Source organism: Exiguobacterium sp. BMC-KP, assembly GCF_001275385.1.
Classification (GTDB): domain Bacteria; phylum Bacillota; class Bacilli; order Exiguobacteriales; family Exiguobacteriaceae; genus Exiguobacterium_A.
Map to the genome: position 1 here is coordinate 94,642 of NZ_LGIW01000012.1, position 15,620 is coordinate 110,261.

The window sequence follows — 15,620 nt, forward strand, 5'->3', positions numbered from 1 at the left end:
TTCCATCCTAAGAAGGAGGGGAAGGGTGAAAGAGAAACGTATACTGGAGAAAAAAGGAGGTAACAGGATGAAAGCGATCCGACATCTGATTCGTTTTACATATATAGAAGCCGTCTGTTGTGTCTTTCCCGTGATGATTTTCGCGGCGCTCGCTCTTTCGCGTTATCTACCGACTGAACCGATCGCGCGATACGATCTCTTATTGCTATGGTGTGTTCTCGTTCAAATCGCATTACTTGTCAGTCGCTATGAAACAAAGGAAGAATTCAAACTGATCTTATTGTTTCACGTTATCGGTCTAGCACTTGAACTATTCAAGGTGAACGTTGGTTCATGGAGTTATCCGGAAGACGCTTTGACAAAAGTGGCGGGTGTTCCACTGTATGCAGGGTTCATGTACGCAAGCGTCGCAAGTTATGTTTGTCAGGCGTTCAGGCGATTTCATTTACGATTCACTGCATTTCCTCCCACGTGGCTTGCGATTAGTGTCGGGAGTCTCGTCTATTTAAACTTCTTCACCCATCACTGGATTTTCGATGCGAGGTGGCTATTGATGATTCTTGTCGTCCTCGTTTTCTATAGGTCATGGGTTCATTTTACGATCGAGCAGACGGTTTACCGGATGCCGCTTGTCCTGTCCTTTTTGCTGATCGCGTTTTTTATTTGGATCGCGGAGAATATCGTGACGTTCTTTAAAGGATGGGTCTATCCTCATCAAGAAGGAGGCTGGGCAGTCGTTGATCTTGGCAAATTGTCTTCTTGGTTTTTACTTGTCATCATCACCGTTCTGATCGTCATCGTCGCGAAATACAAGCATCAGGATCCGGCTGTGGAAATCAATCACCGCACCTAGATGAAAAAACAACCTGGTTATTTATTTGATCTACTTCTGCGTTTTTCCGTTGCTATAGTGTAAAAAAACGCAAAGGAAGTGTTGGGACATGATGCAACAGGTGATGGAACGTGCAACTGAATTGGTTCAAATGAAGTTAGCAGTCGTCGAACGATACGAAGACTGGCAACTTTGGCTCGACGAAGTGAACGGAATCGATGAGTGGGTCAAGATGTCAGCTTATTATGCACCACGCCACGTACAGGAAACAACGTTCGTCGACGAAGTGGTAGAGGTAATGCCAGAGCAAACTATCGAAGTGCCGTCACAAACATCTATCGAACCTGTACGAAAGCTGCGTTATGCTTACACGTTTCAGCGAGGGTTAAAAGGTGGCTCTTTACTAGAATGGTCCGGTAGTCATATTTCAGAACGAGACGTGCGTGACTGGAATCTCGAGCATGGCATGGAGGTCCGTGTCCGTGTCGAGCGTCAGGATGACCAGAAAACGGTGTGTCGCATCGAAGCTGTCGTCTCAACGGAACGGATGAAAGAGAACCCGGAACGTGTCGTGTTTGAACAAGCGATCGTCAAAGTACACGGCATTGTTGAAGAGACGGTTAACGGTCCGCTACAAGATGAAGCAGGAAAACCGTTCTACTATGTCGTACCGGTAGAGGACATGCGCTATTTTCGACTAGAAGCAGGACAACTCGTCGATCTCGTCATGTGGCGGGGACGAAAAGAGAGCTTGACGATTGTCTGGAAGCATCAGTTTACCTACGAAAAACCGGTTGTCAACGAACCATCAGATCGCCCGATAAAATTAGAACAACTAGTAGAGAAGGTAACTGTTACAGCGAAAAAATCGGACCGGTATGCACGAAAAATGAAACGGCAAACGGCTCCAAAACCTAAAAAAGCGCAGCGTCGCATTCGTGTTCAAAAAGAGCGAAAGATTGAACCAATCGTGACGACAGCTGTACCTGGACAATTGATGGATTTCGTCGATAAGACACCACTTGATTTCACGCGCTTCACAGGTATGCGCCTCGTCATCGTTGGAAACGAACAACAAACAGCTGTCTATCGTGAGTTCTTTGCGCCAACTGGAATTGAATTGATTCATCTCGCAGGAGACGCACAATCCGCGAAAAAGATTGCCTGTCTCGCCAAAAAGACGGATGCGATCGTCGTCGTGACGAGCCGTGTCTCTCATGCAGCGAGTGCGCATGTCATCGCACAGGCGAAAAAACATAGTATTCCGTTCGCGATGGAACGCCTCGATGGTCGTCGTTCATTATATACAGCGTGTGAGCGACAACTTGAGCGTGCTTGGCTCAAACAGCAAAAAGACGGGAAATTATTGAAAAAAGAGTGAAACATTAGAAGTTATTAGCCGTAGAGTAAGGTGAGAACTTATTTTTCAAGGAGGACCTTACTCATGTCATCTCAATTAAAAAAAGCGGCAAAGGCGTCGTTAAGCGGTCGTTGGGGATTCGCAGTCCTAACATTTATTCTGTTTAGTATTATTCAAGGTGTACCTGGGTTATTTGGATCAGATATGGATGAACCAGCTAATACCATGGATCTCGTCGTATCGTTGGTATCGATTTTATTGATTCCGGTTGGAGTCGGTTGGACTTGGATTGCGATGTCAATTGCTCGTGGAGAAGAAACGAAAGTAACGGATTTATTTGAACCATATGGCATGTTCTTCAAAGTGATTGGTCTAGCCATCGTACAATTCTTTTTTATCTTCCTATGGTTACTGCTATTAGTCGTACCGGGAATCATTAAATCATTTTCTTATATGCTAACGTTCTATATTTTGCGAGATGAACCATCAATTGGTATCTTAGAAGCCATTACACGCTCTCGGAAAATGATGGACGGGCATAAAATGGAAGCATTCATGCTCTTACTATCGTTTATTGGTTGGGCTCTTTTAGGAATCGTTACCTTAGGTCTAGCATTCCTGTGGATTACACCGTATTTCAGCGTCACCTTTGCAAAATTCTATGATCGTGTTCGTGGTGAACAAACGCCAGAGCCGACATCAGATTTCGTCGCACCATATTAATACCGGATCCCGACATCATGTCGGGATTTTTTTGTCTAAAACAATTCCGATGGGAAAAGACGGTTTAATGGTTGCTTTAGTTCAATGAATTCTGTACGATGAATGCAACACATCTTATCTAGAGAAGTCGAGGGACTGGCCCGAAGACACTTCAGCAACCCCGCCATGGCGGAAGGTGCTACTTCCAGGAAGGGATACCTTCTGAAGATAAGAGCGGACAGGACAAGATACCGTCGCTCTTTTCGAACTTCGAAAAGGGCGCTTTTTATTATAAGGGGGATGATGGAGTGGAGTATGGTTTTTGGTTACCGATTTTTGGGGGATGGTTACGGAATGTCGAAGATGAACAGATGCCGGCGACATTCGATTATGCAAAACAAGTCGCACAAACAGCTGAACGCATCGGTTTTTCGACGACATTGATCGCAGAATTGAACTTGAACGATATCAAAGGAATAAAGGAACCGAGTCTTGAGGCATGGACGACGGCAGCGGCAATCGCTGCAACAACAGAACGCCTTGAAATCATGACAGCGGTTCGTCCCGGGTTCCATAATCCGGCGACGACGGCGAAGATGGCAGCAAACATCGATCAGTTGAGTGGGGGACGTTTTACGCTGAATGTCGTCTCGGCCTGGTGGGCAGAGGAAGCGAAACAGTATAACGGTATCTTTACAGCGCACGATGAACGCTATGCGCGGACGGAAGAATTCGTCACGGTCATGAAAGGACTATGGGCAGACGCTTCGCCGTATAGTTTCTCAGGCAATCACTATACGATCGAGCAGGCAGAATTACACCCGAAGCCGGTTCAGCGTCCGGGGATTAAGCTCTACGCCGGTGGAGAGAGTGAAGCCGGAAAACGAACAATCGTCGAACACTGTGATGCGTATGTCATGCACGGGGGCACGGTCGAAGAAGTCGCTCACAAAATCAACGACATGAAAGTACGCCGGGAAGCGACGGGACAAGCTCCACTCGAAAGCTTTGGTCTTGCGGCTTACATCATTTGCCGGGATACGGAAGAAGAAGCGCTTCTAGAATGGCAACGGATTACGGATGTAAAAGAAGATAGCGCTGGTTATGCCGGTTATCAAGACTTCATTAGTAAATCGCAACTGGAACAACAGGTCGAGCGAAATGATTATTCCGTCTCAAACCGCGGTCTACGACCGAACTTGATCGGCACACCGGAACAGATTGCGGAACGTATTCTAGCGTTCGAAGCTGTCGGTGTCACGTTGCTCTTGTTACAATTCTCACCACAACTTGAAGAAATGGAACGCTTTGCTCGTGACGTAATGCCACTTGTCGAAGCGAAACGAAAGGTAGGTCAACAATCATGACAAAAATTCATATTCTCCACGAAAATCAAGAATGGACGGACCATCTCATCAAACGACTCGAAGAACTCGAGTTACCGTATGAACAGTGGCACTTGAATGAAGGAATCGTGCCACTCGATGAAGTACCACCAGAAGGTGTCTTTTACAGCCGAATGAGTGCCTCTTCGCATACACGTGGACATCGCTATGCACCGGAGTTGACGGAAGGAGTCCTCGCTTGGTTAGAAGAACATGACCGGACTGTCTTTAACGGAACGCGTGCACTCCGTCTTGAAGTCAGCAAAGTCAATCAGTATACAGCACTACGCAAAGCAGGCATTCGTGTACCGAAGACGACAGCTGCCGTTGGACGTGATCAAATCGTCCAAGCAGCAAAAGAGATTGGTGTTTCGTCATTCATCACGAAGCATAACCGTGCCGGCAAAGGACTCGGTGTCCAGTTGTTCCACTCGATTGAAGCACTTGAAGCTTATCTCGACGGTCCGACATTCGACGAACCGGTCGATGGCATCACGTTGATTCAAGAGTACATCCAAGCACCAGAACCGTACATCACACGTTGTGAATTCGTGGGTGGAAAATTCGTTTATGCGGTTCAAGTGGATACGTCAGAAGGGTTTGAGCTCTGCCCAGCGGATGCGTGTGTAATTGACGATTTATTCTGCCCAGTTGGGGAAGAAGCGCCGCAAACACCGATGAAGTTCCAAATCGTTGAAGGTTTCAATGATCCAATCATTGAAAAGTACGAAGCGTTCCTCCAAGCGAACCAAATCGCGGTCGCCGGCATTGAGTTCATCAAGGATGCGTCAGGTACGATCTATACGTACGACGTCAATACGAATACGAACTATAACTCGGACGCTGAAGCAGCGGCAGGACGTTACGGTATGCTCGAACTAGCGAAGTTCCTTGGAGCAGCACTTGAAACAAGCACAGTAAAATAAGAATTGGCTCCCGCCCTGTCACCGGACGTTACAAGACCGGATGACGGGGTATTTCTATATAAAAGGGGGCAGGTGTATGATTACGTGGAAAGAAGAACGACAGCTCGATATTCCAATTGAAGAAGCATGGCACTTGTTTGATCATACGCGGCTACAACGTTTGATTCCAAATGTCGTCCAACATGAGGTGATTGAACGAAAACCGGGTGTCGTCGGTTCGACGTATCGTCAAACGTATATGCAGGGTAATCGACTTGAAACCTATATTGTGACCGATTTAGCCTATACGAATGAACCTGACTTCAAACAAAATACGATTGGATTCACGTTAGCACGGATTTTCAAGATCGAGATGACCTTTACACTCAAACCACTCGGACCTGATCAATGTCTGTTGATTTATACGGGAAAAAATGAAGGAGCGAACTTTGTCGGGAAAAGTCTGTTGTCACTCGGTGGCGAACGAGAGAACGAGAAAATCGTTCACGGGTTGTTGCAACGTGTCGAAGAAGAAGCGGCGAAACAAAAGAAGAACAATGCATGAAAAAACGGATTCCCGTGCTTGGGAATCCGTTTTAGCATCTTATCGATTCGTATACGATTTGTGACCACTTGGTAAACCAGAGAGGTAACCGACACCACCTGTTTTTTGAATACCGATGCCGTCTTTCATCGCTTGTTCAAGCGCCTTTGGATCGACGGCAGTGATTTGTTTTCCTGTCAATGCCTCACCTGGGTGCTGGTAGTTGCTTAAAAGATAGCTATATCCACCAACATGATCAAGTGAACGAAGACCAGTTGCTTCCGCTCCGACTGGAACTGACAGGATACGTGATAACTTTTTCGTTTTCAGGTTATACGCCCAGACGAAATTGTTCGTGTGAAGGGCACTGTCTTCTCCGATGAAGAGCGTATCGGATGTCGCAGAGTATGCGAGGTTATCCGGATTGGCAACAAGATCAGGGTTCGCTGTGTTACCGTAAGCATCTGGCTTCGCTAAATCTTCGCCAATGACGAGTGCTTGCATATTCGTTGGTACATAACGGCTGTCGATGCCTTTTGCACGTCCGAGATTGATTTCGAATGTCGCACCCGATTCACGTTTTTCAAGCTGGATATCGTCTTGGACAGCACCTTCTTGTTTTTCGGTACTACCTGACACATAAGACAAGGCGATGTAGGCTTTTTTGTCCTGTTCGTTGACCGTGATGCCTTCCATCTTGTTGAATTCTGACGTCGCGCCAAGCAACGCACCGTAACGACGTGATTCGAGGAAGGCAGCTTCTTTTTCCTTACCAGGCTTTAGCTTCAAGTATTCGACTTTTTTGCTGGCAGCTGTTTTGACCGCTTTAAAGCCAGGTGTAGGTGCATCAGCTGTTTCGAAGATATCGCTGAATTTCGTTCCTTTATCAATCAAGCGTTTGACTTCTTTATCAGAAGCATGACCAAGCTTGATCCACTCAAGATCACCGGCTCCACCTTCTGTTGCACGTGTCTGTTTGAACTTCGCCGCGTAGAGCGTTCCTTTAGAGAAATCACGTTTTTTATCTGCGACGTACATGAACATCATCGTGTTGTTGCCATCGTCACCGAAAATCGCCGTCTTTTGATCCGGAAGAATCTGCATCATCTCGTGCGAGAAGCGACCTGTGCTGTAATGTTTGACCGCTGTCGCCTTTCCTTTACGGTCGACTGAGATTTCAGGTGTATAGCCGTAGAAGTACGGATTCGCTTTTTTAGTCGTTCCGAAATAACGCTCAGCGAAGGCATTGACTTCTTTATAGGCAGACGAAGTCTTATCTGACTCGAAAGCACGGGCATCTGGTTCATATTCCTCTGACCCAAGGTGCGTTCCCCATGGCGTCGTGGAACCGTTACATGGTGTCCAGAGTCCATTGACGTTTTCAAAATCAATTTTGCTCGCTTTTTTGACAGCCAATTTTCCTGTCTTTTTGTCTTGGACGACTTCCGTTAATGTCATCGATGCCGGAAGTCCTTTGACTTCATTGCCAGCGTTATCGATTGAGTCATATTCGAAGTGAGACACCATATATTTTTTTCCGTGCACTTCAAGTAGGCTGTTCGAGTCTGGTGCGTCAGAAACGAATGCTTCCGATTTGTCCGGTACACTGCGGTCGATGATTGGATTACCTTTGGCATCGATTGGTGTTCCCGCTGCAATCATTTCACCTTTGTTTTCGACGATTTTGTCTTGCGAGAGGAATAATTGATTATAGTTCAACGGCTTTACTTCTGTTTTACCGTTCGTATAGGTGACTTTGACTTTTGCTTCTGTATAGGTTTTCACCATTTGATCGATTTTCGTCGGTGCATCCATCGACAAGAATTCGACCTTCTTGATGTTGCGTGTAGTATGAGAAGAGCTGTGGGCATCCGCGAACATCGGGACCATACTTGATGACAAGACCGCTGCTGATAGACCAACCATGAGTGTTCGTTTCATTTTCGTTTCCCCCAAATGAGTTTGTATTGTTGCTACATTTCCATTTAATCAGTCGATTGTGTAGAGGGTGTAAAGAAACCTGGTCAGTTATGTCTCACTTAGTTAATGTTTCCTTTACAGTAAGTTCAGTAAACGAGCAATCTGTGGATCATCTTGCATATCTTTCAATGGTCGGAAACGGACGGCTCGTAATTCCTGTTGATCAAGTGGTAGTTCGGGATCAATCCCGAGCCGAGGTACGGAACTATTCGTGACACGTTGGACGAGAAAACACGTCTCCGTCCCTTGACGGATCGAAATCTCGTAGAGTTGTCGTTCGACCGTGACGTGAAGATGTGTCTCTTCTAATACTTCGCGTACAATAGCTTCTTCTTTTGTTTCATTTCTCTCGACACCACCACCCGGTAATGTCCAAAATGCCCGGGAAGAGGTGTGTAACTCAACCATTAATACTTGTTGCTTTTCAACCAACGCCGCGCATACCCGATGACGCATGACTTATTCCTCCTCCAACGTATTCAAAAAAGAGACCGAAACGACAGTTCCGGTCTCTTTTAACATCATTGTGCGTATAACGCTGTTAATTGCTGCTGAATCGCATCATTGTTCAAGTACTCGTCGTATGTCGTTTCTTTATCGACGATACCGTTCGGCGTCAATTCGATGATACGGTTCGCGATCGTTTCGACGAACTGATGGTCATGCGAGCTAAAGAGCATTGCGCCTTTATAAGCGATCAACCCATCGTTGAGTGCTGTGATTGATTCGAGATCCAAGTGGTTCGTTGGATCGTCGAGCACGAGGACGTTTGCACCGCTAAGCATTGCTTTTGAAAGCATACAACGGACTTTTTCGCCCCCAGATAAGACAGATGCTTTCTTCATGACTTCTTCACCTGAGAAGAGCATCCGACCGAGGAATCCACGGAGGAACGTATCACTCTCATCTGCCGGTGAATACTGACGGAGCCAATCGAGGATCGTTTTATCCGAGCCTTCGAAGAATTCCGAGTTATCTTTCGGCAAGTAGGACTGAGAAGTCGTGACGCCCCATTTGAATGTACCGCTATCCGGCTCCATCTCACCCATGAGGATTTTGAACAGTGTCGTGATCGCGATATCGCTCTGACTGATGAACGCAACTTTGTCCGTCTTGTTCAACGAGAAGCGGACGTTATCGAGGACTTTGACGCCATCGATCGTCTTCGAGATACCGTCGACCATCAAGAGATCATTTCCGATTTCACGTTCCGGTGTGAAACCAACGAACGGATACCGGCGTGACGATGGACGAATGTCGTCGAGTGTGATTTTATCAAGCAACTTCTTCCGTGACGTTGCTTGCTTCGCTTTCGAAGCATTCGAGCTGAAACGCGCGATGAAGGCTTGAAGTTCTTTGATTTTCTCTTCTTTTTTCTTGTTTTGATCATTTGCCATACGTGAAGCAAGCTGACTTGATTCGTACCAGAAATCATAGTTTCCGATATAAAGCTGGATTTTACCGTAATCGAGATCTGCCATGTGCGTACAGACGTTGTTCAAGAAGTGACGGTCGTGGGAAATGACGATGACCGTGTTTTCGAATCCGATTAAGAATTCTTCGAGCCATTTGACAGCCTTCAAATCGAGTCCGTTCGTCGGCTCATCGAGTAAGAGAATGTCTGGTTTACCGAATAAAGCTTGAGCAAGCAAGACTTTGACCTTTTCCGATCCAGTCAACTCTGCCATCGTCTTCGAATGAAGGTTTTCTTTGATGCCGAGTCCTTGAAGAAGCATGGCAGCTTCAGACTCCGCTTCCCAACCGTTCATTTCAGCGAATTCACCTTCGAGTTCAGCAGCACGCATGCCGTCCTCATCTGAGAAATCCTCTTTCATATAGATAGCATCTTTTTCTTTCATGACTTCATACAGACGCTTATGTCCCATCATGACAGCTTCGATGACTTGGAATTCTTCGTATTCGTAATGATTCTGACGAAGGACGCCTAAGCGTTCGCCTGGTGTGATGATGACATCGCCTTGTTGTGCCTCGATGTCGCCAGCGAGAATTTTCAGGAATGTTGACTTACCGGCACCGTTTGCACCGATTAGACCATAACAGTTACCTGGTGTGAACTTGATGTTGACGTCTTCGAATAATTTGCGGTCTGCAAAGCGAAGACCGACATTTTGTACTGTAATCATATAGAGATGAACCCTCGTTTCTAGTAAGTGATGTGCTCATTCGAGTGTACCACAAATCGTGATCTGTCGTAGAGCAGGCAAAGTTCCCTCCATATTAGGACAGAATTTAAAAATAAGCAACCAGACTTTTAAAAAAATGAAACATTTTCCAGATGGTTGCGTAGAAGAAGATAAGGAATTCGTTAGAGGAGGGGTTAGATGGCTATCTTTTTCACTGTATTATTTTTCGCCCTCATCGTTTTGCTTGGCATGGAACTCTACCGCTATATCCAAGAAAAAATCGATAAAGGAGATTCAGAATGAGAGAAATCAAACCGAAGAAAAAAATCCGCCCATCGATGATCATTGCCGGTGTGCTCGTATTAGCGTTACTGGCAACGACACCGTTTATCGTCGAACAAATCGAACCCGGACAAGTAGGTGTCGTCTATACACCATCAAGTGGTGTTAAAGACGAGACGCTCTCACAAGGCTGGCATGTCGTTTCACCGATCACGCGTGTGACGGAGTACCCGATTCGGACACAGACGAAGTCGCTTGAAAACATGACGCTTGCGACCAAAGACGGAAAAAACATCGTCGTCGACTTTACATACAGCTTCTCCGTCTCACCGGATAAGGTGACGAAAGTCTTCAACAAGTTCGGACCGATCGAAATCGATGAGATTGCAAAAGGTTATTTGAAACAACGTCTTTATGACGCATCACGTGAGCAGATCTCGAAAGTCACGGTCCTTGAACTATTTGGTGAAAAGTCAGGAAACGTTTCGACGAGCATTCAAACGCAGTTTGCGGAAGACGTCAAAGAGATTGGTTTCATCATTGAAGATGTCGCACTTGGTGCGCCAAAACCAGATGAGAAGACACAGGAAGCGATTGATGCACGTGTCAAAGCATCGCAGGAACTCGATAAAAAGAAAACAGATCTTGAAATCGCAAAAGCAGAAGCAGAACGTCTGCGCGTCGAAGCCAAAGGGGCAGCCGATGCCCGTTTGATCGAAGCGCAAGGTTTGGCAAAAGCTCAAAAAGAATTACAAAAGACGTTGACGGAAGAAATGATTCAATATGAAGCCGTCAAGAAGTGGGACGGGAAGTCACCACTCGTTAGCGGATCAGGGAGTATGGTTCAATTACCGATTCCAGATGCTACAACAGAAGAAAAGAAATAAAGTAGACCTAATTTTTAGGTCTATTTTTTATGCTTTAATAGTAAATCAGTAGATTAGAGATAGATATGTTACTAAATTTTAGTATATAGATAAAAAAATTTTTATTTTATATCTTTTAAATGTAAATTTTATGGTTTAATTTCCTTATTTAGAAGGAAAACGAACGTAAAAGAGGATGGTTTAATTGAAATAGGAGGGGATAATTTTTGTATAAAAATCGATCACCAAATACATTTATTATCTTCATGATTCTATTTGCGACAAGTTTTTCGATTCCGCACAGTCATGCGACGATTGAGGAGCTAGAAATACCAAACCCTTTGACGTCATCGTTTTGTGAAGAGACGTTGAATGATCCAATGAAAGAGGACTTGTTGAAGAAAGAAGAACGGATACAATGCGAAGAACTCTTAGAACTAGAGCAGACATCCCCACCTGAGAGTGAAGATCCACCGACATCCGAGACATCCCCACCTGAGAACGAAGACCCAACGACACCTGAGACTTCGCCAACTAAAGAAGACGAAACAACAGTAATTGAGCAACCTCAGTCAAATGACAACGAAGAAAACACACCTAATTCTGAAACATCGAAATCAGACAAAGGAAAAAATACAGTAGTTCCTAACTTACTTTCCATAAGTTTATTAGGTACTTCAAGCTTAACCGCAAGCTACCAAGAGGTTCAAATTGAAAATGACGGTACTAGAAAAACGATTGAATTAACGAATCGATTTTCCGCACTTCTTAGTTTGGGATTGGGGCTTTCTGATAAACAATATATTGTTTTTATTATTCCACCAAGTATCATGGATAAAATTAAAACAGAGAGTGCTTATTTAGAATACTCCAAGTCAGGAAATATTGTTAAAAAGGAAGATGTTACCATTGATAAGATAAATAATTTAATTTATTGGAATACGTCTTCGATCATTTCGGTAGGGTTGCTAGGGTTATTAAACAATATCGACTATAAACTGGTTTTCGAAATAAACAATTTAAATATCAATTCTACAAACAAATATACATTTAAAAGTGCTGTCATCGATGGAGCGATTGATTTAAGTATTTTAAGTAATAGTACAGCATCAGCGGATTTAATGATTGGCTCAACATTTCGTTTGACGACTCCGAACACTCTTGATTTCGGTAGTCATGAGTTGACGGGGCAAGAGAAGATTATTCCTCGTTTATCCCCAATGACGATTGCGATCTCTCACGAAAACGCCACAGGATCTAACTGGAAGTTACAAGCAAGTCTCAGTCGTCCTTTAACGAGTACAACAGGTGATGTCTTAACTGATGTTCTTTATTTTAAGACCGCTTCGAAAACCCAATTGCTGCAAGCAACCGCTATTGAAGTGGCTACGGGAACGATGTCAGCGAGTTCGAATCAGACACCTTTGACGTACGCTGAAAATGAAGGCATTGTTCTCGATTTAACAGGAAAATATCCGAAACCTTTATCGTATAGCGCAGACATTCAATGGAGTTTAGTCAATGCACCATGAAAAGGGGAGAACAAAGATGAAAAAACGCTTTGCTTTTTCAACAATCTTGATAAGTACTGCTTTCATGTTAGGAACGACTTCTGCGTGGGCTGCAAACACCTCAACGGGAACATCCAAGGCTGAAATCACATTTACGACGAATGCAGCACCTATCATCGTCAATCCAGACTCACCAAACCCGAATACTCCATATAAACCTCAGGATAACGGAGGAAATACACCAACCGGAAACACAGGACCGCTCACACTCGATTATGCGCCTAACTTCAATTTTGGCTCGAACGAATTACTTGTTAATAAAGCACTTTTTAAAGCAAAAGATCAAAAGCCCTTTTTACAAGTAACGGATCGACGTATTCTCTCTACGAAATGGGATGTCAAAGTAAAACTCAGCACCTTTAAAGATAGTGGTGGGAAAGATTCCTTGGCTGGATCAACGTTAACGATCAATGCGGGTGATGTACAAACCTTGATTGGAATGTCGAATACCGCAAAACCTACTACAGGCGATATTACCTTAACACCTGGTAATCCGGGAGATGCAAAAGTTATTCTAGCATCAGCTGCTGGAACGTTTTCGACGTGGCAAATTTATTGGAAGGGAAACGGGACGGATAACGAACGCATTACGCTGAACGTCCCTGTCAACGCTCAGGTCGAAGGAACACACACTGCTACGCTCGATTGGACGCTCTCTGACGTCGTAAATTGATGAGAAAAATGGGGGGAGAGAGATGAAACGATGGGGAGTCGGTTGTCTAATCGTTTTGCTTTATGGATTCTTTGTCTGGATGACACCTTCAGATAGTTTCGCGGAAGATCGTGTTAATTTTTCGGTCGAAGCGGTTCCGAATGCGTATCAGGTCGATTCCGGTGTGACCTATTTCGATTTAAGGATGACAGCGCAACAAAAGACGAATCTTCAAGTTCGAATCTATAATCATGGACCCGCTGATCATACGTTTTTAACTTCAATCCGAAATGCTACAACGAATAATAACGGTTTGATCGTCTATGATCAGAAAAAATCCGTTCCATTAGCATCGACTTCGTTGACGGATCTCATTAAGCCGAATACGCAATCAACATTCATTAAAGGCGGAGAATCGAAAATCGTTTCTTTACCACTTGAAGTGTCAAATGAGTTGGATGGGACATTGCTTGCCGGTATTCGGATTGAGAGCAAGCCGGAAGGTGAAACGACCAACGACAATACAATCGGCATTCAAAATCGTCATTCCTACGTCATTGGATTAAAAGTTCGTTCTTCAATCAAAGAGACTGCACCCGTCATCACATATGAGGGAGTGCAGGCAAAGTCCTCTTTTTCAAGACCTACTGTTTTCGTTAAATTAGCGAATCAAGCACCGACCATTAGTAAAACGATGAAATTCGAAGCAATCGTCACGAAAGGAAAAAAAGTCGTGGTTCGAAAACAAATGGACGTTCGATTCGCACCATCGATTTATATGAAAACACCGATTGAAACGACAGGAATCCTAGAACCTGGCACGTATCATATTAGTATCCGCGTTGAAGGAGAAGAAAAGACATGGAAGTGGAAAGATAGCTTTAAAGTTACAAAGCGTCAAGCGAATCAGATGAAAGAACAGATACCCGATCGAGATATCGAAGAAAATTCTAATTCATTCGTCGGAGAATGGTCGAAGGAACTCATGATTGCATCGACCTTAATCATCTTCCTATTAATCGGTTATATCTATCGTTTGAAAAAACAGCAACGCCAAGCATGAAAAAAGCAGATTCTCAGAGCTGAGAATCTGCTTTTTGATTAGCGTGAGGTTTGTTCGAAACCTTTAGCAATGGCGATGATGACTTGCGTCGCTTTCACCATGTTATCAACGGAGATAAATTCGAACTTACCGTGGTAGTTCTCGCCACCAGTGAAGATGTTGGGCGTCGGAAGACCCATGTAAGAAAGTTGTGATCCATCCGTTCCACCACGTATTGGTTTGATGATTGGCTCGATATCAAGAGATTCCATCGCTGCATGAGCGATATCGACGATTTGCATATGAGGCTCGATTTTTTCACGCATGTTGTAGTACTGATCATGTAAGTCAATTTCAACACTACCAGCACCATATTTTTTATTCCATTCCTCAACGAGTGCAGACAAGAAGTGTTTGCGCCCTTCGAATGCTTCACGATCAAAATCACGAATAATGTAGTTGAGCGTTGTCTTTTCAACAGAACCGTCAAACGAAATCAGATGGAAGAATCCTTCGAAACCGTCCGTGAATTCAGGAGACTCCTCTCCAGGCAGACGATCGTGGAACGCCATCGCATGCTTCTGCGAATTGACCATCTTATCTTTCGCTGTTCCCGGATGAACATTCGTTCCGTGGAAGACGATTTTAGCAGCCGCTGCATTAAAACTTTCGTATTCCAGTTCTCCAAGTGGTCCCCCATCAACCGTATAGGCGTACGTTGCATCGAAGGCTTCGACGTTGAAATGATGTGGTCCGCGACCAATCTCTTCGTCTGGTGTGAAGGCAACACGAATACGACCGTGCTTGATTTCTGGATGTGTGATTAGATAGTGCATCGCTGTCATGATTTCTGCGATACCGGCTTTATTATCGGCACCGAGTAATGTCGTCCCATCTGTCGTCATCAACGTATGACCAACATAGTTGCCTAATGCTGGGAAATCAGTTGGTGATAGAATCACGGATGGTACTTCACTTAACGTGATCGGATTTCCGTCATATGATTCGACAAGTTGCGGACGGACATTCGTGCCTGTGAAGTCCGTTGCCGTATCGAGGTGAGCGAGGAAACCGATTGTTGGGATGTCTGCGTCTGTGTTGGCAGCTAATGTTGCCATGACATAACCATTGTCATCGACAGTTATTTCTTCCATGCCAATTGTTTTTAATTCCTCTACGAGCAATCGAGCCAGTGTCCATTGTCCTTCAGTCGTTGGAACTGTCGTACTTTCATAGTTCGACTGTGTATCGACTTTCACGTATGTAGTAAGACGATCAATCAATTCTTGTTTCAAATCAAAAACGTCCCTTCTCGTCATAAGATATATTCATCATAGCATGAAGACCTAATGTGA

At 44.6% G+C, this 15,620-nt stretch carries 14 protein-coding genes and 1 riboswitch; of the genes, 10 read left to right on the forward strand and 4 right to left on the reverse strand.

From position 1 onward, the window contains the following. The first annotated feature begins 67 nt into the window (after positions 1 to 67). The 6 genes from ADM98_RS02025 (at position 68) to ADM98_RS02050 (ending at position 5,749) form a co-directional block, all read left to right on the forward strand. Complete coding sequence (locus ADM98_RS02025; RefSeq protein ID WP_053452029.1) at positions 68 to 853, forward strand: DUF817 domain-containing protein; 786 nt, start codon at positions 68 to 70, stop codon at positions 851 to 853. 88 nt (positions 854 to 941) lie between these two features. Continuing rightward, a complete protein-coding gene (locus ADM98_RS02030) occupies positions 942 to 2,213 on the forward strand; it encodes a DUF2325 domain-containing protein (protein WP_053452030.1) in 1,272 nt (423 codons plus the stop codon). A 63-nt stretch (positions 2,214 to 2,276) separates the two neighbouring features. Further along, the gene (locus tag ADM98_RS02035) at positions 2,277 to 2,915 is read left to right on the forward strand and encodes a DUF975 family protein (protein ID WP_053452031.1); all 639 of its coding nucleotides are present in this window, start codon (positions 2,277 to 2,279) and stop codon (positions 2,913 to 2,915) included. Between the two features lie 111 nt (positions 2,916 to 3,026). After that, positions 3,027 to 3,129: riboswitch (SAM riboswitch) on the forward strand. A 73-nt stretch (positions 3,130 to 3,202) separates the two neighbouring features. Continuing rightward, entirely contained in the window at positions 3,203 to 4,261 is a 1,059-nt protein-coding gene (locus ADM98_RS02040) for an LLM class flavin-dependent oxidoreductase (protein ID WP_053452032.1), read from the forward strand. After that, on the forward strand, positions 4,258 to 5,205 hold the full coding sequence (locus ADM98_RS02045; protein ID WP_053452033.1) for an ATP-grasp domain-containing protein: 948 nt from the start codon (positions 4,258 to 4,260) through the stop codon (positions 5,203 to 5,205). Before ADM98_RS02040 ends, ADM98_RS02045 begins: the two co-directional genes overlap by 4 nt. A 76-nt stretch (positions 5,206 to 5,281) precedes the next feature. Beyond that, a complete protein-coding gene (locus ADM98_RS02050) occupies positions 5,282 to 5,749 on the forward strand; it encodes a hypothetical protein (protein WP_053452034.1) in 468 nt (155 codons plus the stop codon). Between the two features lie 39 nt (positions 5,750 to 5,788). Here the strand turns inward: ADM98_RS02050 and ADM98_RS02055 are convergent, their stop codons facing one another. The 3 genes from ADM98_RS02055 to ADM98_RS02065 all read right to left on the reverse strand — a co-directional run bounded on the left by ADM98_RS02055 (position 5,789) and on the right by ADM98_RS02065 (position 9,852). Continuing rightward, positions 5,789 to 7,669 carry a PhoX family protein gene (locus ADM98_RS02055; protein ID WP_053452035.1) on the reverse strand — a complete coding sequence of 627 codons (1,881 nt, stop codon included), beginning with the start codon at positions 7,667 to 7,669 and terminating at the stop codon, positions 5,789 to 5,791. 114 nt (positions 7,670 to 7,783) lie between these two features. After that, a complete protein-coding gene (locus ADM98_RS02060) occupies positions 7,784 to 8,164 on the reverse strand; it encodes an NUDIX domain-containing protein (RefSeq protein WP_053452036.1) in 381 nt (126 codons plus the stop codon). Positions 8,165 to 8,229: 65 nt separating this feature from the next. Next, positions 8,230 to 9,852 (reverse strand): ABC-F family ATP-binding cassette domain-containing protein, encoded by a 1,623-nt coding sequence (locus ADM98_RS02065; protein WP_053452037.1) that lies wholly within the window; start codon positions 9,850 to 9,852, stop codon positions 8,230 to 8,232. A 299-nt stretch (positions 9,853 to 10,151) separates the two neighbouring features. On the opposite strand from ADM98_RS02065, the gene ADM98_RS02070 reads away from it, so the two are divergent. The 4 genes from ADM98_RS02070 (at position 10,152) to ADM98_RS02085 (ending at position 14,286) form a co-directional block, all read left to right on the forward strand. Continuing rightward, complete coding sequence (locus tag ADM98_RS02070; protein WP_053452038.1) at positions 10,152 to 11,021, forward strand: prohibitin family protein; 870 nt, start codon at positions 10,152 to 10,154, stop codon at positions 11,019 to 11,021. A 206-nt stretch (positions 11,022 to 11,227) separates the two neighbouring features. After that, positions 11,228 to 12,532, forward strand: coding sequence for a hypothetical protein (locus ADM98_RS02075; protein ID WP_053452039.1), 1,305 nt, complete (start codon positions 11,228 to 11,230; stop codon positions 12,530 to 12,532). A 16-nt stretch (positions 12,533 to 12,548) separates the two neighbouring features. Then, on the forward strand, positions 12,549 to 13,244 hold the full coding sequence (locus tag ADM98_RS02080; protein ID WP_053452040.1) for a WxL domain-containing protein: 696 nt from the start codon (positions 12,549 to 12,551) through the stop codon (positions 13,242 to 13,244). Positions 13,245 to 13,266: 22 nt separating this feature from the next. Then, entirely contained in the window at positions 13,267 to 14,286 is a 1,020-nt protein-coding gene (locus ADM98_RS02085; RefSeq protein WP_053452041.1) for a DUF916 and DUF3324 domain-containing protein, read from the forward strand. Positions 14,287 to 14,324: 38 nt separating this feature from the next. Here ADM98_RS02085 and pepT read toward each other — a convergent pair whose 3' ends face one another. Beyond that, on the reverse strand, positions 14,325 to 15,560 hold the full coding sequence (gene pepT, locus ADM98_RS02090; RefSeq protein ID WP_053452042.1) for a peptidase T: 1,236 nt from the start codon (positions 15,558 to 15,560) through the stop codon (positions 14,325 to 14,327). Positions 15,561 to 15,620: the final 60 nt, after the last annotated feature.